At 50.8% G+C, this 21,237-nt stretch carries 22 protein-coding genes; 13 read left to right on the top strand and 9 right to left on the bottom strand.

Annotated elements, in window-relative coordinates; all coding sequences use genetic code 11:
- Nucleotides 1–34: 34 nt before the first annotated feature.
- Both KNP71_RS13815 and KNP71_RS13810 read left to right on the top strand, forming a co-directional pair.
- A complete protein-coding gene (locus tag KNP71_RS13815; RefSeq protein ID WP_214830920.1) occupies nucleotides 35–481 on the top strand; it encodes a MarR family winged helix-turn-helix transcriptional regulator in 447 nt (148 codons plus the stop codon).
- Nucleotides 482–500: 19 nt separating this feature from the next.
- A complete protein-coding gene (locus KNP71_RS13810) occupies nucleotides 501–1,427 on the top strand; it encodes a CAP domain-containing protein (protein ID WP_214830919.1) in 927 nt (308 codons plus the stop codon).
- 43 nt (nucleotides 1,428–1,470) lie between these two features.
- Here KNP71_RS13810 and KNP71_RS13805 read toward each other — a convergent pair whose 3' ends face one another.
- Nucleotides 1,471–1,944 (bottom strand): glutathione peroxidase, encoded by a 474-nt coding sequence (locus KNP71_RS13805; RefSeq protein ID WP_029595900.1) that lies wholly within the window; start codon nucleotides 1,942–1,944, stop codon nucleotides 1,471–1,473.
- A 163-nt stretch (nucleotides 1,945–2,107) separates the two neighbouring features.
- On the opposite strand from KNP71_RS13805, the gene KNP71_RS13800 reads away from it, so the two are divergent.
- Entirely contained in the window at nucleotides 2,108–2,629 is a 522-nt protein-coding gene (locus KNP71_RS13800) for a VanZ family protein (RefSeq protein ID WP_214830918.1), read from the top strand.
- Nucleotides 2,630–2,919: 290 nt separating this feature from the next.
- Nucleotides 2,920–4,212: a murein hydrolase activator EnvC family protein gene (locus KNP71_RS13795; protein ID WP_214830917.1), complete on the top strand. Its 1,293-nt coding sequence runs from the start codon at nucleotides 2,920–2,922 to the stop codon at nucleotides 4,210–4,212.
- 33 nt (nucleotides 4,213–4,245) lie between these two features.
- On the opposite strand, the gene KNP71_RS13790 is transcribed toward KNP71_RS13795, so the two are convergent.
- From KNP71_RS13790 to KNP71_RS13780, 3 genes are all read right to left on the bottom strand, one after another.
- A complete protein-coding gene (locus KNP71_RS13790) occupies nucleotides 4,246–4,452 on the bottom strand; it encodes a hypothetical protein (RefSeq protein ID WP_214830916.1) in 207 nt (68 codons plus the stop codon).
- Between the two features lie 42 nt (nucleotides 4,453–4,494).
- On the bottom strand, nucleotides 4,495–5,340 hold the full coding sequence (locus tag KNP71_RS13785; RefSeq protein WP_214830915.1) for a GNAT family N-acetyltransferase: 846 nt from the start codon (nucleotides 5,338–5,340) through the stop codon (nucleotides 4,495–4,497).
- Between the two features lie 85 nt (nucleotides 5,341–5,425).
- Nucleotides 5,426–6,640: a dicarboxylate/amino acid:cation symporter gene (locus tag KNP71_RS13780; RefSeq protein ID WP_214830913.1), complete on the bottom strand. Its 1,215-nt coding sequence runs from the start codon at nucleotides 6,638–6,640 to the stop codon at nucleotides 5,426–5,428.
- A gap of 211 nt (nucleotides 6,641–6,851) precedes the next feature.
- On the opposite strand from KNP71_RS13780, the gene zapA reads away from it, so the two are divergent.
- From zapA to KNP71_RS13745, 7 genes are all read left to right on the top strand, one after another.
- On the top strand, nucleotides 6,852–7,073 hold the full coding sequence (zapA, locus tag KNP71_RS15895; RefSeq protein ID WP_021066785.1) for a cell division protein ZapA: 222 nt from the start codon (nucleotides 6,852–6,854) through the stop codon (nucleotides 7,071–7,073).
- Nucleotides 7,074–7,081: 8 nt separating this feature from the next.
- Nucleotides 7,082–7,618: a CvpA family protein gene (locus KNP71_RS13770; RefSeq protein WP_021066786.1), complete on the top strand. Its 537-nt coding sequence runs from the start codon at nucleotides 7,082–7,084 to the stop codon at nucleotides 7,616–7,618.
- 69 nt (nucleotides 7,619–7,687) lie between these two features.
- Nucleotides 7,688–9,397, top strand: a complete 1,710-nt coding sequence (polX, locus tag KNP71_RS13765; RefSeq protein ID WP_214830911.1) for a DNA polymerase/3'-5' exonuclease PolX — start codon at nucleotides 7,688–7,690, stop codon at nucleotides 9,395–9,397.
- Nucleotides 9,398–11,752, top strand: a complete 2,355-nt coding sequence (locus KNP71_RS13760) for an endonuclease MutS2 (RefSeq protein ID WP_131471036.1) — start codon at nucleotides 9,398–9,400, stop codon at nucleotides 11,750–11,752.
- 7 nt (nucleotides 11,753–11,759) lie between these two features.
- Nucleotides 11,760–12,176: a DUF350 domain-containing protein gene (locus KNP71_RS13755; protein ID WP_144429829.1), complete on the top strand. Its 417-nt coding sequence runs from the start codon at nucleotides 11,760–11,762 to the stop codon at nucleotides 12,174–12,176.
- Nucleotides 12,177–12,445: 269 nt separating this feature from the next.
- Nucleotides 12,446–12,907: a hypothetical protein gene (locus KNP71_RS13750; protein ID WP_131471037.1), complete on the top strand. Its 462-nt coding sequence runs from the start codon at nucleotides 12,446–12,448 to the stop codon at nucleotides 12,905–12,907.
- Nucleotides 12,908–13,062: 155 nt separating this feature from the next.
- Nucleotides 13,063–14,016: a sensor domain-containing diguanylate cyclase gene (locus tag KNP71_RS13745; RefSeq protein ID WP_131471038.1), complete on the top strand. Its 954-nt coding sequence runs from the start codon at nucleotides 13,063–13,065 to the stop codon at nucleotides 14,014–14,016.
- A gap of 95 nt (nucleotides 14,017–14,111) precedes the next feature.
- Here KNP71_RS13745 and KNP71_RS13740 read toward each other — a convergent pair whose 3' ends face one another.
- From KNP71_RS13740 to KNP71_RS13730, 3 genes are read right to left on the bottom strand one after another with little or no spacing between them, the layout of a single operon-like run.
- Entirely contained in the window at nucleotides 14,112–14,732 is a 621-nt protein-coding gene (locus KNP71_RS13740; RefSeq protein WP_214830909.1) for a hypothetical protein, read from the bottom strand.
- Entirely contained in the window at nucleotides 14,644–17,280 is a 2,637-nt protein-coding gene (locus KNP71_RS13735; protein ID WP_214830908.1) for an ABC transporter permease, read from the bottom strand. The genes KNP71_RS13740 and KNP71_RS13735 overlap by 89 nt, the downstream gene beginning before the upstream one ends.
- On the bottom strand, nucleotides 17,273–17,965 hold the full coding sequence (locus KNP71_RS13730; protein WP_214830906.1) for an ABC transporter ATP-binding protein: 693 nt from the start codon (nucleotides 17,963–17,965) through the stop codon (nucleotides 17,273–17,275). Before KNP71_RS13730 ends, KNP71_RS13735 begins: the two co-directional genes overlap by 8 nt.
- A 205-nt stretch (nucleotides 17,966–18,170) precedes the next feature.
- Between KNP71_RS13730 and KNP71_RS13725 the strand changes: the two genes are divergently transcribed.
- Nucleotides 18,171–18,374, top strand: coding sequence for a hypothetical protein (locus tag KNP71_RS13725; RefSeq protein ID WP_021066795.1), 204 nt, complete (start codon nucleotides 18,171–18,173; stop codon nucleotides 18,372–18,374).
- Between the two features lie 9 nt (nucleotides 18,375–18,383).
- Complete coding sequence (locus KNP71_RS13720) at nucleotides 18,384–18,710, top strand: nucleoside triphosphate pyrophosphohydrolase (protein WP_058763135.1); 327 nt, start codon at nucleotides 18,384–18,386, stop codon at nucleotides 18,708–18,710.
- Between the two features lie 43 nt (nucleotides 18,711–18,753).
- On the opposite strand, the gene KNP71_RS13715 is transcribed toward KNP71_RS13720, so the two are convergent.
- Complete coding sequence (locus tag KNP71_RS13715) at nucleotides 18,754–19,218, bottom strand: hypothetical protein (RefSeq protein ID WP_214799003.1); 465 nt, start codon at nucleotides 19,216–19,218, stop codon at nucleotides 18,754–18,756.
- Nucleotides 19,218–21,236 carry an AAA family ATPase gene (locus KNP71_RS13710; RefSeq protein ID WP_214799001.1) on the bottom strand — a complete coding sequence of 673 codons (2,019 nt, stop codon included), beginning with the start codon at nucleotides 21,234–21,236 and terminating at the stop codon, nucleotides 19,218–19,220. Before KNP71_RS13710 ends, KNP71_RS13715 begins: the two co-directional genes overlap by 1 nt.
- Nucleotide 21,237: the final 1 nt, after the last annotated feature.

The following is a 21,237-nucleotide window of genomic DNA, read 5'->3' as shown; positions in this document are numbered from 1 at the left end:
TGCTTGTCCTAAGACTATAGCCGGAGGAAATACTATGAAAAGTTCGTTAACATTAGAGCATCAAATCTGTTTTCAGCTCTATACCGCTTCAAAAGAGCTTACAAGATTATATCGCCCAATCTTGGCGCCGTTAAACCTGACATATAGCCAGTACTTGGTGATGCTCGTCTTATGGGAAGAGGACAATATCGATTTGAAACAGCTCGGGGAGCGGCTCACGCTTGATTCGGGGACGTTGTCACCGCTCGTCAAGCGGCTCATGCAGATCGATTATGTGGAGAAAGTGCGGGCAACCGACGACGAGCGCCGTGTCCTGTTGTCACTCACGCCGTCCGGGAGCGCACTGCGTGAGCAGGCCGAGGAGGTACCGCTTAAAGTGAGTGGTATGCTGAATATAGATGAAGCGACGTATGTCGCTTATATGAAGATGCTCATCGACATCAAGGCGCGATTGCGTGCGTTCGGTGAGCGTGAGGAGTAGGTTTTCGAAAGGAGACGCGATGTTTCGTAAACTAGTGATTTTATTGCTCGCCATCGGCATGTATGCGGCCTGGAAATTTGAAGTGCCGAACGTGTCGGCGCCGACGAGCATTCAAGTGAAGTCGACGGAAGTGGCGGAGGAGCAGCAAGAACGCTCGACCGACGCCCCGCGCTTCACGAGCCAATATGCCGGGCACGACTGGTACTTGCTCGAGAAGAGCGGCGACCGCAGCCTCGAGTTGATCGATGCCGACGGGTCGAAGCAAGGCCAGTATCAGTTCGAGACGGGCAGCATCTTTGAAGGGCTCATCGTGGGCGAGACGACGCGACAACAAGTCGAGCAGATCGGCTTCGATGAGGTCAAGTCTTACAATAAGGGATTGAAACGGTACTTGATTCCGGACGACCCGTCGTTCAACGTCTATGCGATTGATGATGACTACGTGACACTGTTCTTCGATCAGCATGACGACGACAAGCTGAAGGCCGTGCTCACGGTCGACCGGGACGTCGAGGAGTCGAGTGACGGCTATTACGGTGACGTGTCGGAAGACAATCTCGTCGCGAATGAACAGTTGATGCGGATGCTCATGAACTGGGACCGCCAGAAGTTCGGACTGTCGGCGCTCGCCGACTATGAACCGTTGCTTCCGGTCGTCCGTGCCCATAGTGAGAACATGGCCCGGAACAACTTCTTCAGCCATACGGATCCCGAAGGCCGCGATCCGTTCGAGCGGATGAACGAGGCCGGCATCGCGTACTCCCTCGCCGGCGAGAACTTGGCGATGGGGCAGATGAGCGTTTTTCATGCCCACTGGGGATTGATGAACTCGCTCGGCCACCGGGAGAACATCTTGAAAGATGGCTTCACCCACGTGTCGGTCGGCCTCGTCTACAATGAGGAGTCGAGCCCGTTCTACACGATCAACTTCATCACACCGCGTTAACAAAAAGGATGGCCTGCCGGATTGCGGCGGACCATCCTTTTACTTATAAGAGACGTTTGACGGCCGTCTCGATCTCATCCGGCGTCGTTTGCGGCGAGAACCGTTCGATGACGTTGCCGTTCCGGTCGACGAGGAACTTCGTGAAGTTCCACTTGATTGTCTTCGAACCGAGCAGGCCTGGTGCTTCTTTCGATAAGTATTGGAAGAGCGGGTGGGCGTCTTTGCCATTCACGTCTACTTTGGCGAACATCGGGAACGTCACGCCGTAGTTCAATTGACAGAACTCGCTGATTTCCTCGTTCGACCCCGGGTCTTGATTGCCGAACTGGTTGCATGGGAAGCCGAGGATATGGAACCCTTGGCCCTGATAACGTTCATATAATTTCTCAAGCCCGTCGAGTTGCGGGGTGAAGCCGCACTTGCTCGCCGTGTTGACGATTAATAGGACGTCACCTTCGTATTTGGATAGCGGTTGGAGCTTGCCGCTCATGTCGGCTGCTTCATATTGATAGATCATGTTGATTCCCCCTTTTTTCTTTTCATTATACCAATCGCGATTTCAAGACACGACTTTGAACCGGTTGTTCGCAATCAAATTGTCATGAAATGATGAAGTCGTTGTTACAATGAAACGTGATGGAAGGCGTATAATGAGACTCGTTGTAGAAAGGAAAGGTGTCATGTACATATTGAAAAATGAATTTATATGGATCGGTTTGATCCTGATTGGCTTATTCTTCTCGAGCGCGACCCCGTATTCGGACCAAAGCATCGTCTCACCGCTCGAACGGATCAATTGGACGTGGGCTGAGCCCATCCTCTCGACCGTCGACTTCGAGTACGCCGGGGGACCGGTATCGCTCGAGGCGAAAGGGAGCGTCGGCTTGATCGAGTTCTTGATTCGGAAAGCGGCGCACTTCACCGTCTTCTTCGCACTCGGGGCACTTCTCGTCAAAGCGGTGTCGCGCACGCGACTCCATGCAGGGCTGACACTCTTGTTCGCCTGGGCGCTCGCGAACACGGTCGCCATCTTTGATGAGTTCCATCAAAGTTTGACGCCCGAGCGCACGCCGCTCATTCAAGACGTCATGCTCGACAGCTTCGGTGCCGCTTGCGGCATCCTCCTAATCGGCGGGTTTCTGCTGTTCAAACAAGGACGTCATAACCGGTCACGATCGGGGTTTGTGGCTCCAAGGTGGTAAAAAAATCGTATAGGTAGTTATTTGAAAAGCGCTTTCATGAAGTGCTTTTCTTTTTTGTTTATAACGTTTTTGTGACAACAAGAAATGTAAAACCCATTTATACCCCCATTTTCGAACGGATAAAACCTAAAACAGGTCAATGTAATGCGAATGAAATATAAGTGTAAAATAACTTTAGGTTTAGATTGCTATAATGAGTCTCAGAGCGATATTTAAATTCGCCTATCAACTTATAACTTATGCGATCTATTTTATATAGAAATTCAGAGAACTCAGCGGAGGGAAGCACATTGGTTAACTTGAAGAAACTTGCAGCAACCGTCACTTTAGGAGCTCTTCTCATTAGCGGCACGACACCTAGCTATGCAGCGTCATTGACGGAAAAGCAAAAAAAGGTGCAGCAGCAGCAACAACAGAATAACAGTAAGCAGAGCAGAGCGAACGCCTCAATCAAAAAACGTGAACAGGCGATCAGCAAAGAGCAGCAAGAAATCAACAAGTTAGATGCTGAACTCCAAGATGTCATCAATGACGTCGCGCAAAAGAAAGCTGAGATTCGTGCGACACAACAAAAAATTGCAGCCCTCCAAAAGCAGATTAAACAATATGAAGCAAAAATGAAGGCGCAAGAGGAGCTCATGAAAGAGCGCATGGCCACGATGCAAAAAAATGGCGGTGGCTCGATCGATTGGGCAGAGTTCATCTTCGGATCGAAAGACTTCGGTGACTTGCTCACTCGTATGATCACGGCAGGCACGATTCAAGAGAATGACAAACAGATTTTCGAAGAGTATCAAGCGACGAAAGAAAAATTGGCCGCAGCGCAAGCCGAGTTGAAAGCCGAGCGCGATGCTCTCGTGAAACAAAAAGAAGAACTCGAACAACGTCAAAAGACGCTCAACAAGAAAATGAAAGAGCGCGCAGCGAAGATCAAGAAACTCAACGCTGAGAAAGTGAAGTTCGAATCGAAATTGATGAGCCTCCAAGAAATGGAGTCGACACTCAAAGCACAAGAGAAAGCCATCAAGGCTGAAATGGAAGCACAACGACGTGCGGCTGAAGAAGCGAAACGTGCGGCAGCAGCTGCGAAGAAACAACAAGCCTCGAACACTGGCGCTAGCGCGGCAAGCACACCGACAGCGTCGGCAGCGGCATCTGTACCGGCAAGCGGCGGCATGTTCCAACGTCCGGCAAATGGTCGTCTCTCACAAGGGTGGGGCGCGGCAAGCGGTGCGAACGGCTACTCGTTCCACAACGGACTTGATATCGCAGCACCGGTCGGCACGCCGATCAACGCAGCCCAAACAGGTACGGTCACGACAGCTGGATGGGGTGGCGCTTACGGGAACCACGTCATCATTACGCACGTCTTGAACGGTCAAGTTTGGACGACTGTATACGCACACATGAGCTCGGTATCGGTATCGGCCGGCCAACGTGTGACACAAGGTCAAAACATCGGAGCAATGGGTAGCACGGGGAATTCGACTGGCTCACACTTGCACTTCGAAATCCACCGTGGTGGTTACTCGTACTCATCTTCGAGCGCGGGCAGCACGGTCAACCCAGCTTCATTCTTCTAAGCCTATACAAAAAGTGATCGACGAACGCGTCGATCACTTTTTTGTTGCCTTGTAGGCGATAAAGGTCAAGAGAGCGGCGCCGATGACGCTCAGCCAGAGCGTGTCCCAGTTCGGGTCGGCGAGCATGCTCCGGCTGCCGAGAAACACCATATAGCCGAGCACGGCCAACGTGACAAGCGTCAAGGCGGTCATCCGGACCCGGCGCGGGATGCGGAGCCACCAACCGAATAATCTGTTCATCAAAAATCGCCTCCACCTACAGTATAGGGGAGGCGCATCAAATCAGCTAGGCAATCGAATCCACGCCGAGGTGAAGATTTTTTGATAGCCGACTTCTTTATAAATCTTGTTCGATGTCGGGTTGCTCAAATCCGTATAGAGCGTACAAAATTGTTTCGACTTCAAGAGCTCTCGGCTCAGCTCGGCGACGAGCGAGCGGGCATAGCCGCGCTGGCGCAACGCTTTTGGCGTGTAGACGAACGAGACGGTGACCCCGTTCGCGGTCTCACGCGATTTCTTCGCGCAGGAAACGGCCTTGCCGTCGACTTCCCAGACGTACACTTCTTGATTCTCGAGCATCGTTGCAATCTTTTGTGTCGCATCTGCCTTCGAAGAGACCCGTAACCCGGTTTCCTTTTCAAACGCGTTGTACGCCTTCACAAGGAACGTCTCGTCGTCCTCGGTCGCCTGTCGCATCGACCCTTCCGACAGTGGGATGTCATTGACGTGATCAAGACGATACAGACCTTGCTCCATAAAAACACTCGGTTCTCTCGCCGTCAAGATGTGCCAGAGCGTGTAGAAGTTCATCGCTGAATCAGCTTGCGAGACGACCTCGGTGAAGGGGATATCCCCATTTAACAGTTCAGGAACGAGCAGACGAAGGACGTCATCCTCTCGCTCAAGTTTCACGAGCACATAATTGAGCGGATGGGGCGGCGTCACTTGCAGGATCGCGAGCACCTCACCGTCCTCTTCGACGGTCAGTTGATGATACGTCTCGTACCGGCCTTGCTTGATGGCATCGAGCACGCCAATCATCAAGCTGTTCTCGGCCTCATGTTCGAGCAGGTAGGGCATGACACGTTCTTCAAATCCGGACAGGTCGTTCCAACGAATCAGTTCCATATGAACACCCTTTCAGCGTATGTATACAAAACGGGCAAACCTGATGGCTTGCCCGTTTTTTCATTCTATCAAATTATAGATGAGATTATGCGATTTCTTCGTGTTCTTTTGCGTCATCCAAAATGTTGGTGTTGCGTTTGAAGTAATGAACGATTTTGGCGATGGCACCGTCTCCCGTGACGTTCGTTGCCGTACCGAAGCTATCTTGCGCCAAGTAAAGGGCGATGACAAGACTGAGCATCGTTTCGCTGAATCCGAGCATCGAACCGAACAAACCGAGCGAGGCCATGACGGCTCCACCTGGTACGCCTGGTGCCGCGATCATCGTGACGCCGAGGGCGAGGATGAACGGGAGCACGATCGCGAATGACATCGGCATGCCGTTCAAATACATGAGGGCGACACCGACCGACGTGAGCGTGATCGTCGACCCTGACAAGTGAATGGTCGCACAGAGCGGCACCACGAAGTTGGCGACGCCTTCGTCCGTGTTGTTCGCTTTCGATTGACGAAGTGTAACCGGGATTGTCGCCGCTGACGACTGTGTCCCGATGGCTGTGAAGTAAGCCGGCATCATCGTCTTCAAGAGACGAAGCGGATTCTCTTTGTTGAGAGCACCTGCGATCGAGTATTGAATCAAGAGCATCGTCAAGTGAAGAACGATGATCGTGACGAAGACGAGCGAGAACACCGAGAGAATCTCAGCGACTTGTCCGGCGTACGTCATGTTCATGAAAATTCCGGCGATGTGAATCGGTAGTAGTGGAATGATGACTTTGCTGATGAGTAGCTCAATGATATCGCGGAAATCCATAGCTAGGTCGAGCGAGCGCTTGCTTTCGATGGCGGCAATCCCGATGCCGATGACGAAGGCGAGAATGAGCGCCGTCATGACGCCGAATACTGGTGGGATCTCAAACTCCATGAAGCTTTTCAAAAGAGCTTCTTCCGGGTTTTCGGCAGACGCCGTGCTGCGTGACAAAATTTGCGGGAACAACGTGCTCGTCGTGAAGTAAGCGAGCGTCCCGGCGACGATTGTGGAGATGTAAGCGATGGCGGCCGTCAAACCGACCAATTTCCCAGCGCCTTTTCCAAGTTCCCCGATTCCTGGAATGATGAAAGCGAGAATGATTAGTGGGATGGCAAAGCCTAAGAACTGCCCAAAGACTGTGTTGAACGTGACAAATGTCCGGACAATCCAGTTCTGGCTTTCTGGTACGATGCTACCGAGTAGAATCCCGAATGCGATAGCGATGATGATGCGACCTAGAAGGCCAATACGTAATTTCAAATAAATCATCCTCTCTTAATGTTTGAATTGTTGCTATTTTCGCACATTTAGCGACGTGTTGCCACCCTATCTTTCATTTTTCAACGAAGATTGACGTTTGACAACTTTGAAATAGGGTATCACAAAATGTTGGAGTGGAAAAGGGAGGGACCTTCTTCTTTTCCTAATATACAAACGATGTTATGATTAATTTTGAATAGACGTAAAGGAGGGGTGACGCGTGCAGGTACAACGAACAACGATTCATATCGCGGGTCAGGACTATACGATCGTCAGCGAAGAGCCGGCCGATCATGTGAGGGAAGTGGGCTTTCTGGTCGATAGCAAGATCCGTGAGATTCGTGAACAGTCCCCTCATCTAGACGCTCGTCAGGCAGCGGTGCTCGCCGCTATCCAAATCGCGAGTGATCACGTCAAAACTAAACGAAATACGGGAGAATAAATCACTTTATGGTTACTCTACTTATACTGTTTTTCTTGTTCATCGGGATCATTAACGGATTCCGTCGCGGGGCGATTTTGCAGCTCGGCCATTGGGTCGCGCTCATCATCAGCTTCCTCGTCGCCAATGCATACTACCGTGATCTCGCCGAAGCGTTCAAGCTATGGATTCCATATCCGTCGCAACTCGATGGGTCGCTTCCAGAAGGTGTCATCGATTTAAACGCACTGACAGGACTCGAGATGACGTTTTATAACGTCTTCTGGTTCGTCGTCTTGTTCGTCATCACGAAGCTCGTCTTGCATCTCATCCTATCGATGCTCGACTTCTTGACGGACTTGCCGATATTGCGTCAATTAAAAGGAATCATCGGAGCGGTCCTCGGCTTCTTCGAGGCGTACGTGATCACGTTCTTCATTTTGTGGGTCATCGCGTTCGTACCGATGGCAAGCGTCCAGAGCGCCGTCGACAACTCGTCGCTCGCGACGTACATCATTCAAGACACGCCATATCTCTCTGAATGGTTCTCGAATAAGATGTTGTAACACGACAGGCCGGAATGCAAGCTAGTGCTTGTGTCTCGGCCTTTTCTGTATGGAAAAGGGGGAAGCACGATGAATAAAGTCGAAGCGATGATGCTGCTAGAAAAAATCGCGCAATATATGGAGATAAAAGGGGAGAACCCGTTCAAAATCAACGCCTTCCGTAAAGCCGCGACGGCGCTCGAGAACACCGAACTCGAACTCGAGGACATCGAGGATTTGACGACGATCTCCGGGATCGGCAAAGGGACGGCCGCCGTCCTCGAAGAGTGGCGGGACACGGGCCGCAGTGAAACGCTCGAGTCACTCCAAGAAGAGATTCCATACGGCCTCATGAAACTGCTCAAAATCCAAGGGCTCGGTGGCAAGAAGCTAGCCAAGCTCCGCGAAGTCGGCGTCGTCGATCTCGAGACACTGATTACCGTATTAGAAGACGGTACGGCTGCGAGCCTCCCGGGCTTCGGTGCCAAGAGCGTCGAGAAGTTGCTCACGGCGGCACGGAACCTCGAGTCACGCCCGGAGCGTCTCGCATACGCCATGATGCGCCCGGTCGTCGAAGAGATTGAAACGGTGCTCGAAGCTGAACCGCTCGTCTTGCGCCATTCAGTCGGGGGCAGTTTCCGCCGCGCCGAGGAGACGTGTAAAGACCTCGACTTCATTATCGCGACCGAAGAGCCTGTCGCCCTCCGTGACAAGTTGCTCGCCCTTCCGTTCATCAACGAGGTGATCGCGGCCGGAGAGACGAAAGTGTCGCTCGTCCTCGAGCGCGAGGAGATGGTGTCGGTCGACTTCCGCATGGTCGAACTGGGCGCCTTCGCCGCGACGCTCCATCACTTCACCGGCTCGAAAGACCATAACGTGCGCATGCGCCAGCTCGCGAAAGCGAAAGGTGAGTCGATTTCTGAGTACGGCGTCGAGACGGCGGACGGCCTCTGGCAACCGGAGACGGAAGCCGAGCTGTTCGAACGTTACGGACTGCCGTTCATCCCGCCGGAGCTCCGGGCAGGCAACCTCGAGTTCGAGCACGACCTCTCGAAGCTCGTCACGCTCGACGACATCAAGGCCGACGCCCATATGCACACGGTCTGGTCGGACGGGAAGTTGACGGTCGACGAGCTCGTCGCGGCGATGAAAGCGCGCGGCTATGAGTGGATTGCCATCACCGACCACGGCAAATACATGTCGTTCGTCAACGGCTTGACCGAGGAACGGCTCGAGGCGCAAGGGGAAGAGATTCTCGCTGCCGCCAAGAAGCACGATATGCACGTCCTCCGCGGCGTCGAGATGGATATCCGCCCGGACGGGACGCTCGACTATGAGCCCGAGTTCTTGGCGACGCTCGATTACGTCGTCGCCTCGATTCACTCGAAGATGGACCAATCCGTCGACGAGATTATGGCCCGGCTCGAGAACGCCTGCCGCTCGCCGTACGTCAACGTCATCGCCCATCCGACCGGTCGCCTCATCGGGCGCCGTGACGGTTATCCGATTGACGAGGAGCGCTTGATCGCCCTCGCGAAAGAGACGGGGACGGCGCTCGAGTTGAATGCGAACCCGAACCGGCTCGATTTGACGGCCTCGACACTGAAGAAAGCGAAGGCGGCCGGCGTCAAACTGATGATCAACACCGATACGCACCACCCTGATATGATGGAAGATATGGCACTCGGCGTCCTGCACGCCCGGAAAGCCTATCTCGAACCGTCAGACATCATCAACTGCCTCTCGTTCGAGGACGCCAAGGCGTTCATCGACGCGAAGCGACAGAAAGGAACATGCTAGATGGATCACGCGTTACGCGTTTTAGAATATGAAAAACTCCGCCAGCAGCTCGCCGCCCACGCCGCGAGCTCGCTCGGAAAAGAACGGGCGCTCAACATGCAGCCCGACTATACGTACGATCGGGTACTGTCGAACTTGAACGTCACCCGCGAGGCGACCGAGGTCGTCCGACTCCGCGACCGGTTGCCGCTCGGTGGACTGACCGACGTCCGCAGTGAAGTGAAGCGGGCCGCCATCGGCTCGGTCCTCTCGACGAGCGAACTGCTCGCCGTCGCCGCCGTCATGTACAGCGGGCGCCAAGTGAAGAACTTCTTCGAGAAGCTGCACGAGGACAATGAAGATCTCCGTATCCCGCGTCTCGATGAGTATGCCGAGCGCTTGACGAAGCTGATCGAGGTCGAACAGACGATCCGTCACGCCATCGACGACCAAGGCACGGTCCAAGATTCGGCGAGCGACCGTCTCCGTGGCCTCCGGACCCAGCTCCGTAGCTTCGAAGGCAGCGTCCGCTCACGGATTGACAACATCCTCCGTAACAATGCGAAGATGCTGTCGGACGCCATCGTCACGATTCGGAACGACCGCTACGTCGTCCCGGTCAAGATGGAGTACCGCCAAGCGTTCGGCGGGATCGTTCACGACCAATCGGCATCGGGCCAGACGCTCTTCATCGAGCCACAGGCGATCGTGTCGATCAATAACGAGATTCAAGAAGTACGCTTGAAAGAACGCGCCGAGATCGACCGCATCTTGAGCGAACTGTCGGACCTCGTCGGCGGTGTCGCCGATTCGGTCGTGACGAACCTCGACGTGCTCGCCACGCTCGACTTCGTGTTCGCGAAAGTCGCGTACGGCCATCAGCTCAAAGCGACGGAACCGAAACTGAACGATGAGCGCGAAATCAAATTGAAACAGGCGCGTCACCCGTTCATCCCGCAAGACGAGGTCGTGCCGATCACGGTCGAGCTCGGCGAAGCGTTCACATCGCTCGTCATCACCGGACCGAACACCGGCGGGAAGACGGTCACGCTCAAGACGCTCGGACTGCTCCAACTGATGGTGCAGTCAGGTCTGTACGTGCCGGCCGAATTCGGGACGGAGCTGTCCGTCTTTGACGCCATCTATGCCGACATCGGTGATGAGCAGTCGATCGAGCAGAGCTTGTCGACGTTCAGCTCGCATATGACGAACATCGTCAGCATGCTCGACAAGATTGACTTCATGTCACTCGTCCTATTCGATGAGCTCGGTGCCGGGACCGACCCGCAAGAAGGGGCGGCCCTTGCCATCGCTATCCTTGACGAAGTGAAACGTCGTGGGGCCCGCGTGGCGGCGACGACGCATTATTCGGAACTGAAGGCGTACGCCTATAACCGCGAAGGCGTCATGAACGCCTCGATGGAGTTCGATATCGAATCGCTCAGCCCGACGTATCGTCTATTGATCGGCGTACCGGGCCGTTCGAACGCGTTCGAGATTAGTCGACGTCTCGGCTTATCGGAACAGGTCATCGACAAGGCGCGGAGCCACGTTGGCACCGACGCCGAGTCGGTCGAATCGATGATCAATGAGCTCGAGGCGGCCAAGCATCGCGCCGAGCAGCTCGAGAAAGAATTGATCGTCAAACGCCATGACCTCGAAACTGAACAGGCTGCGTTTGAAGCGAAGCTGACCGATTTCGAGCGTGAGCGCGACACGATGTACGGCGAAGCCGAGGCGCGTGCCGAAAAGGCCGTCGAACAAGCGAAGCGCCAAGCGAACGAAGTCATCGACCGCTTGAAGAAGCTTCGTGAGGAAGGCATCGTCAAAGAGCACGAGATTATCGCCGCGAAGAAACAGCTCGAATCGGCGAAACCGACGCTCCAAGATAAAAAGATTCAAAAAGTGAAACAAAAAGCGCAACAGAAACGTACGTTCAGTAAAGGCGAAGAAGTGAAAGTGACGACGTTCAACCAAAAGGGCTATATCGTGAAGCAATTGAACGATAACGAGTATAACGTCCAAGTCGGGATTATGAAAGTGAACGTCAAAGCGGACGACCTTCAAAAGATTGGCCCTTCGAAAGAGCAGTCGCTCCAGTCGAAAGGCAGCTCGCTCAAGCGTCAGAGCTCGACGAAGTCGGAGCTCGACTTGCGCGGCGTCCGGGTCGAAGAAGGACTTTCCCGCCTCGATAAATATATCGACGAGGCACTCGTGTCTGGATATGACAACGTCCGCATCATCCATGGTCTTGGGACCGGGGCGATGCGCCAAGCGACGCAGGAGTATCTTAAAGGACATCGTCACGTGAAGAGTCAGCGCCCCGGTGGGATGGGGGAAGGCGGACTCGGTGTCACGGTCGTCGAACTGAAGTGAGGGGAACATGGTAATGGGGAATGTGAACGTCAACGTATTGCTTGAATCGCTCGGCCTGTATACGATTGCCGGACTCATGATTGTCGTCGGTCTCGCCATCTTCGAGGTGACGACGCCCTACAGCAATTGGCGCGAGATTCAAAAAGGCAATATCGCCGTCGCACTCGCGACCGGCGGAAAAATCGTCGGTCTCGCCAACATCTTCCGCGTCGTCGAGAGCCACCACGACCAGACGATGGATGTGTTGGTCGGGGGGAGCTTCGGCTTCGTGCTCTTGTTGGTGACGTATTGGCTATTCGAATTTTTGACGCCGTCGCTCAAAGTGAACGAGGAGATCGGGAAAGGGAACATCGCCGTCGGCCTGATGGCGTTCCTGCTCTCGATTGGGGTCTCGCTCGTCGTCGGCGCAGCGTTGGTGAGGTGAAGACATGGTATATGAGAGACTAGCGAAGATTCTCTTCATTGGGGCTGGCCTGTTTTTAGTGGCAGCGGCACTGTGGTTTATCTTTTATTGATTCGAAGCACGGAGCGTCCGAGATGGGCGCTCCGTTTTTGATTAGTTTCTAAAAACGCATGCCCCTGCTGTTTGAATTTTGGGCAATGAGTAAATCTGATTTGAATTATAATCATCTCTATCGGTAGAGAATGAAGGCAGTAAGTGCTTATTAGAACAATCGATTGGAGGAAGTATGAATGGCGATTGATTTAGATTTTTTGATGACGACGGAAGATTATGTGCTCGAGACGGAATCGTTTCAGATGAAAGGTGTCACCTATTATCCACTTGAGTGGACGTTTTTCGGGGCAAATGACCCGACGATGTTGCTGACGTGGGACGCGGAACGTGACCGCATCCTGATTCGTTTTGAGCAATATGCGGTGTTTCTCGGGACAATCGAAGACCATAGTATACATGAAGAAGGACTACGCAATGCTTACCCAATCGTGAAACTGAAGACGTCTCGCTTCACACGATTCGCCGCAGAGAACATGGGTACTGAGCGAGTCAACACGTACCGAGGCGAACTATCGCATTATGTGATTCGGACGTTCGAACAAGAGTTTCACGTCTTGGCATACGACGATCCGACCGTGCTCGACTTGGGGAAAGTCGGAGAGACGGGCGTCGTCATCGAGGTCGTAGAGGAGGCATGAACGAAAGCGAAGGAGCGAGTGATCAAATTGAACGTTCGTCCATACGCCTGTCTCTATTTTCAATCCTCCCATGGTAAAATGAAGGAAGATGAAAAAAGAGGCACAGCCTTTCAATCCATAGGCTGTACATAAAATGGGATGGGGTGGAAGGGTGTATGAACACACAATTTGAAGAATTGAAGATGTATGAGAGCTTTGACGAGCTGGCGAATGATGTCCTTGACCTCGCAAATGAAATTTTGCCCGAGCAAATGTTTTATTTGACGGCGTTCACGGATTCACAACAGGTCATCTTGAAACTGTCCAATCAAAAATCATCGATTCAGATTACGGAGAACATGGTCGTAGATTTGAGCAATTCTGTTTGCGGTCGCATCGATTTCGAGAACAATCGACCGTTGCGATATGAAGACGTCAAGCGAGACTGTGATGTGGAGGAAGTGGAGCGGCTACTCAACGATGTGAACATCCGCTCATATTTAGGCATCCCAATCTCACTGACGAACGGTGAAAAGTTCGGCACGTTGTGTGCCGTCAATGATGAGGCGAGTCTGTTGGATCCGAGAAACATCGCGTTACTCCAACGAATCGTCAAGCTGTTCTCGTATTATTTGGAACTAGAACGTTTTGTATGGCGAGATATGTTGACGGAGCTGTACAATCGACGCTACTTGACGAAGTACTTTGAAGACGACTTGAACGCGCACGGTGCGCTCTTTTTCCTCGACTTGGACGGGTTCAAAAGCGTGAACGATCGATACGGTCACGACATCGGGGACACCGTCCTGCAAGAAGTGGCGGCAAGGCTTCAAACGATTGTGAACGAACAAGGTGATGCGTTCGCGGTTCGGTTAGGCGGAGATGAGTTCGTTCTCCACTTTTCACAGGCCGCGGGTCGAGACGAATGGGGCCACATCGCGACTCAGATTATCGATGAGTTAAGTAGGTGGGATGAAGGTTACCAAGTCTCGACGAGTATTGGCATCGTCACATACATACGTGATGAGCGTACGACGTTGGTCACGCTGTTGAAACAAGCGGACGAGGCGCTATACCGTGCCAAGTCTTCCGGAAAACGAACGTTCAAATTCGTTCACGAACCATATTGAACAGACTGAATAAGACGAAAGAAAAGGAAGATTGTCCCGATGCGAGTCGGTTCAATCTTCCTTTTTTGTGCTTAGATTTAACGAAGTGATTCAGGTTAAGGCACATCAATTTTAACGGTATACACTTTCGGCATGGCGCCACTTGAAGCATACAAGACGAGCGTTTTCTCTTTCTCTGGAACGAGGAAGACCAAATCGATTTCGGATTTTTCGCCTGCGAAATAACGAAAACCGTTTTTGAACGCTTTTTTATTGTGGTTGACCATATCGATTGGACTATATTTTTTCCCGTCTGGCGTGTACATGCGGAACCCGTTCGGTCGATAGTCCATAGTGCCGCCATATCCATCATCCTCATGAAAGAGAGAGAGGGGCAGATTGACGAATCGTTTTCCAGCTTCCGGTTCGGTCCCATCCGGTGAGGCGTAGACCGGTTCCCCGACTTGGAATTCACGTTTCTTCATTAGTGGATCCCCGATAAACGTTTGGAACGTACCGAGGTTCATGATTTTTTGAAGATTATCTTCTTTTGGTGTGGTAGCTTTGGTTTCTTTCGGTTTATCAGCCTTTAAATCAGCCTGTTTCGCACCCGTTGTCTGTGCGGTTGGGGGTGGTGTCGACTTCGCCTCATCCTTGACCGGTTTGACTTCTGGAGACGTGAAGACGAACAAGCTGATGATACCGACGACGAGAGCGGTCGCGGTCGTGCCGAGCACGAGACGGAACCGTTTTTCTACTTTTTTCTGGTTGACGACGTGTCCGCATCACACCGGTCACGACCGGGATGAAGATGGTCGCGAACAGGAACGGTAACTCGGACGTCGGGAACTTCTGATACATGATGGTGACGATGATGATGGTGACCGTCACGCCGAGCAGCCCGGCGAAGAAACCGGTCAACGCGCCTTCCGTCAAGACGAGGCGACGAATGGACGTGTTCTGCCAGCCGAGCGATTTCAAGACGGCGAGCTGTGGCTTGCGCTCCGAAACGTTTTGCCACATGATCTCGGTCGTCGTCAGCATGGCGATGAGCAAGGCGACACCCATGGCGACGTAATGCATCGTCCCGACTTCAAGGGCGACGAACTCGCCGATCCATGTCGTATACAAGACGCCTTGGAGGCGGAATGTGACGAACAGGAAGAAGCCGAATAGACTCGTCGGTAAGGCGATGGCGAGAATCGACAACGTCGTCCGCGGCCAATACGTCACGAGCTGGTTCAAACTCATGCCGACGCTCGAGCGGGAGCGGAGCAGGCGGCGTCCTTTCGACACTTCGCCAGACTGCATCGTTTCATACGGTTTGATGCGTCGGACGAGTCGAATCGGGATGAGCGTCCCGAGCCAATAAATCAACAGACCGGGCAAGCCGATCAAGACGATGCGGGCAATCGATGTCGAGCCGGCTGCCGTCCACAGGAACGTCCCGAGAATCATCCACGAGATGAGGGCGACCATCGAACCGAGAATCGTCGCCTCTAGGAACAAGAGTTTCGACAGTTGGCTCGGTCTCCAACCAAGCGATAACAGAATGGCGAACTCTTTCTTTCGCGCATACAGCATGATGATGTTCGAGCTGAACACGTATAGCATCGCGACGAGAATGACACTTGCGACGACGCCGGAAAAGCCGAGTTTTGCTTCTTGGAAGATGGTGATCGACGAACCGAGTTTAATCCACGGCTGTTGAATCCAGCCGAGGGCGCTTTCGCCTTTGAGTCCTGGGAGATACGTGACGGCATATTGTGGAGACGAGCCGAGCGTGACGTCCGTGATGAGGCCGGTCTTGTCTTCAATCTCTTTGGCGACCGCTTGCAGTTTCGCTTCACTCTCTTCGTTTAAGACATCGACGCCTTTCACGTTGACGCGAATCGCCGAGATGGCTTTGTCACCGGCGATGGCGAACGCGGCATCGAGCGTCGTCAACATCGAAGGTGGTTTCGTGAGGAAGCTGTACGGGTTGTTCGTCGGCTTGACCGTCGTCGGTGGGTTGACCGGTTCGTCTTTCGAGTTCATGACCCAATCGGCGCTCGCCGGGAAATACGTCTCCATCGGGAGTTCCGTCAGCGGATCTTTTGACAGCTTCAGTTTCGATGGGTCGAATAATCCGATGTAGTTATATTTCACTTTCGGTGCATCGTTGAGGTCTTCCGCGTATCTATTTGCCTTTCGATACATACTTTCTTGGCCGTAAGCCACTTGACCCTCAGCGAGGAACGGCTTGATTTGATACGAGTATGGCCAACGTTTCGGGAACGGGCTCGTCACGCCTTCATAGACGAGTGGCGACGCCTTCTCCGCAATCCACGTATATTCCATGGTGAGGCGAGGATCTTGTGGCTGAGGTTTCCCTTCTAAAATGTGTTTTGTGATATTGTCGTGCATTTGTTGAGCCGTAAAGTCGTATGAGGCGACTTTTGTCCCTTTCAAGCTATCGAGGTATTCATCTTTCCCTTTCTCGAGATACGTTTTGATGAATGCCTCTTGATCAGTCGTATCGACATCCACTTCTTCAATCGTGTAGTTGATCGAGGCATCGACATAGTCTTTTGTACTCATCAAAATCGGAATCGTCGTGATGTCCTCATCGTAAGGCTCTGGGACATCCTCATCATTGAAATAACGACTGAACTCTGTTGCTTGTACGGCATCGTCTAAGCCGACGAGTTTCGCTTCGGCGACCGGGTCAATCCCAGCGAGCATGACATCGCTTCCGTAATCGAGTGGGAATTCTTCATACAGGGCGGTCGGACCGATGCCGATGTGGGTCGAATCGCCGTTCGGCATCCAGCCGACCCAAAAGTAGGCTTTCAAGTTTTGGAAGTCATTGATTTTTTCAATGCCCGTATCGATGAGTGTGTTCATCTTGAGGCGATAAAGACCCGCTTTATCAAACGTATGCGTTTGAGTGAACGAGCTTGAATAGGTCGATCCGATCATGGCGATTGGTGCCGCGACATCGATGTCGGCAATCTGTTGAATCGTCTCGTACTGTTCGCGCGTAATCCCGCCCTCGAGCCCGCTCATATAGTTCGGCTCGAGCAAGTTCAAGTCCTCGGTCACGCTGCGGCTGCCTTCTGGACGGACGACGATATGGTACGACGAGTCCCATCGTTTTTGCAATTCGTTGACGACCGTGCCGTTGTTCGCCTGGGTCACCCCAAGCAAATAGCTGAGCCCGGTACTGACGATGAGCATCCCGACCATGAGTAGGATGAAGCGTTCCTTATTCCGCCACCATGAGTTCCAGATAAACTTAAGCATGATGGACGTCGCTCATGGCGACGACCTGCCCGTCGCGCATCTCGATTTTTCGGTTCGCCCGGTCGGCGAGCTCCGGGTCGTGCGTGACAAACAAGACGCCACAGCCGTTGTCCCGATTCAGACGCGTCAACAGGTCGAAGATGATATCACCTGTATGCGTGTCGAGGTTCCCGGTCGGCTCATCCGCGAGCAGCCACTTCGGACGGTGGATGAGGGCCCGGGCGACGGCGACGCGTTGTTGCTGGCCACCGGACAGTTGCGACGGCAGCGAGTTCGCCTTATCGCTCAGTCCGACTTCTTTCAACAGTTCGAGCGCCCGTTCCTCCCCGTCATAATCGACTTTCCGTCCGAACAGCGGTGCCATGACGTTCTCGAGTGCCGTCAATGTCGGGATCAAGTGGAACTGTTGGAAGATGAAACCGATGTTGTCGAAGCGGAAGTCGGCGAGCTGTTTTGCGGACAAGGTCGAGATCGGTTCGCCGTTGAACAAGAGCGTGCCATCGGTCGGACGATCGAGCGTACCAATCAAGCTGAGTAGCGTCGATTTTCCTGAACCGGATGGACCGATAATCGAGATGAAGTCACCGTGGGCGAAGTGAAGGTTCACATCATCAAGCGCGAGCGTCGCGATGTCGCCGTTATCAAACCGTTTCGTTAGATGTTTGCATTCAAAATCATAGGCCATTGGAAGCTTCCTCTCTTGGTGGAATGAAATAGTCATTATTAAATATGTAAGAACACGTAATTTTATGACTATTTATCATAGTTTATAGGAAAAAATTTCCTGTTGATAGCCGAGAAAATTTTCGTCTTGGTTTCGAGAGGAGTCTGGGACGGAATGGGGAAAAGAGTTATGAGAGTGTTGAATCGAGTGAAAGGGAGTGGAAACAATGAAACAGTTCGAAATTGAGTTCCATATGATTAACGATGAGGTGTTGACGCAAGTGGTGGAAGCGGAGAGTCGTTATGCGGCGCTCGAATCGATTTATCAGTCGTTCCGTCATGCGACGGACGGGTTCGTTCAGTTCGAGGATGAGTGGATCATTTTCCTCGACCATGTCGTGTATGTGAAGGCGTTTGAGATTGTGGAGTAGGAGGCAACTATGGTAAAGCATAACAAGTTGGTTCGAGACCGGGTGCCTGAACTGATTCAAGCAGAGGGGAAGCAGGTCATCGTCAAGCACTTGAATCAAGCCGAACATTTCGAACAAGCACGACTCAAGCTATATGAAGAATTAAAAGAGTATGAAGATGCGAATATTGATGAGGAGTGCCTTGAAGAGCTGGCAGATATCCTTGAACTCGCGTATGAGTTAGGAAAGATGCATGGGGCTTCGTTTGAAGAGATGAATGCGATTCGTGCTGAGAAGCGCGAGCGGAAGGGTGGATTTGAGAAAGGATTGTTTTTGGAGGAAGTTATCGAGGAGTAAAAAACTGCCTACAAACTCATTTCGAGTTTGTAGGCAGTTTGAGTTAATTGAATGGGAGTTCGTTGATTAAATCTTCCGTATTAAATTCTTTTTGTTCATACTTTAACATTAAATCTAAGTAAGCATTTTGAGCTGATTCCGAATCGGTTAGAAAAACTTCTAACTCATGATATAAAGCGTCCAATCCGCCAGCAGCATATTCTTCAATAATATCGAAGTTTTCAAGAGGTGCTTCCTCATCATCTTCTGAATCGTGATCTACTGAGAAATTTTCAAATGCATTTTCTAGATGCATAATTAGTTTAATTAGTTGCAAATCTTGCTCTGAGAAAACAGATAGAGGTATTTCTGAACCGGCTTTGATTTTCTTTCTTCGCTCGTTGCTATAACCAAATAATAATGCTGCCATAAATATATCTTTGTAAGTATCAAATAATTGTGCATCTTCTTTTAACGTCATGTACATATGATCTTGTGTGCCGTCACGGCGTAAAGAACGTTTTGCCATTACATTACCTCCGCAATTTCCGTATATTCACCTGATTCATCATTCGTATGGTTGAGTAATTTATATGATTTTCCAATACGATGATTGATTGCTTCATCCACCTCACCACGCCACTGCGATGTGGACACGATTACGACAACTTGATCCGATAATTTAGGAAGATTTGTCGCCACACGAGAGCGGTGATCTGCATCAAGAGCCCCAAAAGGAGAATCCATGACAAGCGGGAAAATGTTTCCGAGCTTTAGCTCTTCATCTAAAGCATGACCCTTTTCTTTGTCTTTGTATTCACGTGTCAAATCGACAATGGCTCCGATGAAAGCTAAGCTCGTGATTTGCGATTCACCCTGTGATAATCCAATACTTCCGCCGTTTACATCAGAAACAAGGAGTTCATAATTTTCCGTTAACGATATCGGATAATCTTTTCTTAACAATTGTGAATAGGTCAGTTTAATTTTCTCTTCTAACTCCGATTTAACCTGAGATTCTCTTAACTTCAGAAGACCAACCAAAGTGTTTTTTACTTTTGTCGCAGAGTCTAGCGCAAGTTGGAGTTTAAGCTGTCGCTCTTCTGCCTTGGTCAATTTACTCACTTCTTTATTCAGTTGTTCTTCTTCCTTTGAAATTTCTTCAATTGAGCGAAGTAAGTCTTCGATATTAGCCTCTGCTTTTACAATGGCAGTACGAACTGAAGATTCTCTTTCAATTAAATTAGTAGAGTTTTCGATATTGCGTGAACTCGCCTTCATTCGCTCTTCGATTTCACGTAACTCTTCTTCCAAGCCTCTAAGTGTCTCTCTTAATTCCTCACGTTCTCCAACGAGACGTCTAATTTCAGCATAGAAATGCGTTCTCGCAACTTCCCAACCGCTTAACTGGAAATAGAGGTGGTCCATTTCATTTTTTGAACTTGATACGTCTAATACTTCTTGCTGAACTTTTTCTAATGTCGAGATTGTAGCTGTTTCAAGTTCGTGCCCACAAAGACATTTACCACTTGAAAGTAGAGTTGGAATTAATTCGGGATGAATTAATTTTTCAATCGTGTCTCGACTGTCAGAATGAGCAATTCGTTGAAATCTTTTCAATGGCAAAGTCGAAAAAGCTAAGTGGCCTGAACGAGACAATAAACTTCTTAACTCTTTTAATTTGTCATCAAAAGCGTTTTTCGTTTCAATGATGGATTCGACAAGATGATCTCGAGTGACTTGAAACGTTCTTGTCTCTTCACCGTTACGAAGTGCATTTTCGATACTTTTCAATTCATTTTGAGCGGCAGTTAGTTCTTGTTTTGTTTCAGCGAGGCGATGTTTCTTTTTACCTTTGTCATCCTCGAGTTGGTTAATACGTACATATTTCTCACTCAGTTCACTTTTAACATTTTTAGAAACTTCGTCACGCAATTTAATAATGGTTTTGCTTAGATGCTCGATTGAGTTATCAAATAATTCTAACCCCATCATCCGTTTAATTGAATCTCGAATTTCCGTGTAAGCTTCTTTTTTCCCTAGGTGATCCATGCGTTCACCATCGAAGAAAAAGAATGTATGCAGTTTATATGGCAAGATTCGATTGATTTCATATGAGATATCTTTAATTTTTGTTGATTGATTCGTATCTACGTTTCGTTTTGTCAGTTCGACTTTTTGATTGATTGTTTTATTTTTAGGTAAATTCAGTACATTTTTTTCGTCATCAAATTTTGCATATAATACCCTGCACAGTTCATATTCGTATTCATTATGTTCGAATTTGATTTGAACTGATGTGCTTAAATCGTTACGATTAATTGTACTTTCTTGAATGGCTTTGTTGTTGAAAATGGACTCAGGGTTCGGTAATTTAAGTTCTCGACCATAAAATCCCCAAATTAAAGCAGTTAATAGAGCGGTTTTACCACTACCATTTTCTCCATGAATGACAGTAACGTTTTTACTGGATCCATGTGCAAATTCAACTTCGCTCTGCCCATAGTATTGGCGGAAATTTTCAATGACGATTTGCTTAAGAATCATG

Source organism: Exiguobacterium sp. s56, from assembly GCF_018618255.1.
In the GTDB taxonomy this organism is placed as follows: Bacteria; Bacillota; Bacilli; order Exiguobacteriales; family Exiguobacteriaceae; genus Exiguobacterium; species Exiguobacterium chiriqhucha.
The sequence above is the reverse complement of the archived record's forward strand: the minus strand, read 5'-3'. Positions and strand labels throughout refer to the sequence as shown.

Bases quoted from the DNA above. Each gene is read 5' to 3' on its own strand.
- KNP71_RS13745 (WP_131471038.1), top strand. From the start codon at position 13,063: ATGAACACACAATTTGAAGAATTGAAGATGTATGAGAGCTTTGACGAG.
- KNP71_RS13720 (WP_058763135.1), top strand. From the start codon at position 18,384: ATGGTAAAGCATAACAAGTTGGTTCGAGACCGGGTGCCTGAACTGATT.
- KNP71_RS13715 (WP_214799003.1), bottom strand. From the start codon at position 19,218: ATGGCAAAACGTTCTTTACGCCGTGACGGCACACAAGATCATATGTAC.
- KNP71_RS13755 (WP_144429829.1), top strand. From the start codon at position 11,760: ATGGTAATGGGGAATGTGAACGTCAACGTATTGCTTGAATCGCTCGGC.
- KNP71_RS13730 (WP_214830906.1), bottom strand. From the start codon at position 17,965: ATGGCCTATGATTTTGAATGCAAACATCTAACGAAACGGTTTGATAAC.
- KNP71_RS13735 (WP_214830908.1), bottom strand. From the start codon at position 17,280: ATGCTTAAGTTTATCTGGAACTCATGGTGGCGGAATAAGGAACGCTTC.
- KNP71_RS13790 (WP_214830916.1), bottom strand. From the start codon at position 4,452: ATGAACAGATTATTCGGTTGGTGGCTCCGCATCCCGCGCCGGGTCCGG.
- KNP71_RS13815 (WP_214830920.1), top strand. From the start codon at position 35: ATGAAAAGTTCGTTAACATTAGAGCATCAAATCTGTTTTCAGCTCTAT.
- KNP71_RS13780 (WP_214830913.1), bottom strand. From the start codon at position 6,640: ATGATTTATTTGAAATTACGTATTGGCCTTCTAGGTCGCATCATCATC.
- polX (WP_214830911.1), top strand. From the start codon at position 7,688: ATGAATAAAGTCGAAGCGATGATGCTGCTAGAAAAAATCGCGCAATAT.
- KNP71_RS13725 (WP_021066795.1), top strand. From the start codon at position 18,171: ATGAAACAGTTCGAAATTGAGTTCCATATGATTAACGATGAGGTGTTG.
- KNP71_RS13810 (WP_214830919.1), top strand. From the start codon at position 501: ATGTTTCGTAAACTAGTGATTTTATTGCTCGCCATCGGCATGTATGCG.
- KNP71_RS13750 (WP_131471037.1), top strand. From the start codon at position 12,446: ATGGCGATTGATTTAGATTTTTTGATGACGACGGAAGATTATGTGCTC.
- KNP71_RS13770 (WP_021066786.1), top strand. From the start codon at position 7,082: ATGGTTACTCTACTTATACTGTTTTTCTTGTTCATCGGGATCATTAAC.
- KNP71_RS13710 (WP_214799001.1), bottom strand. From the start codon at position 21,236: ATGATTCTTAAGCAAATCGTCATTGAAAATTTCCGCCAATACTATGGG.
- KNP71_RS13800 (WP_214830918.1), top strand. From the start codon at position 2,108: ATGTACATATTGAAAAATGAATTTATATGGATCGGTTTGATCCTGATT.
- KNP71_RS13785 (WP_214830915.1), bottom strand. From the start codon at position 5,340: ATGGAACTGATTCGTTGGAACGACCTGTCCGGATTTGAAGAACGTGTC.
- KNP71_RS13760 (WP_131471036.1), top strand. From the start codon at position 9,398: ATGGATCACGCGTTACGCGTTTTAGAATATGAAAAACTCCGCCAGCAG.
- KNP71_RS13805 (WP_029595900.1), bottom strand. From the start codon at position 1,944: ATGATCTATCAATATGAAGCAGCCGACATGAGCGGCAAGCTCCAACCG.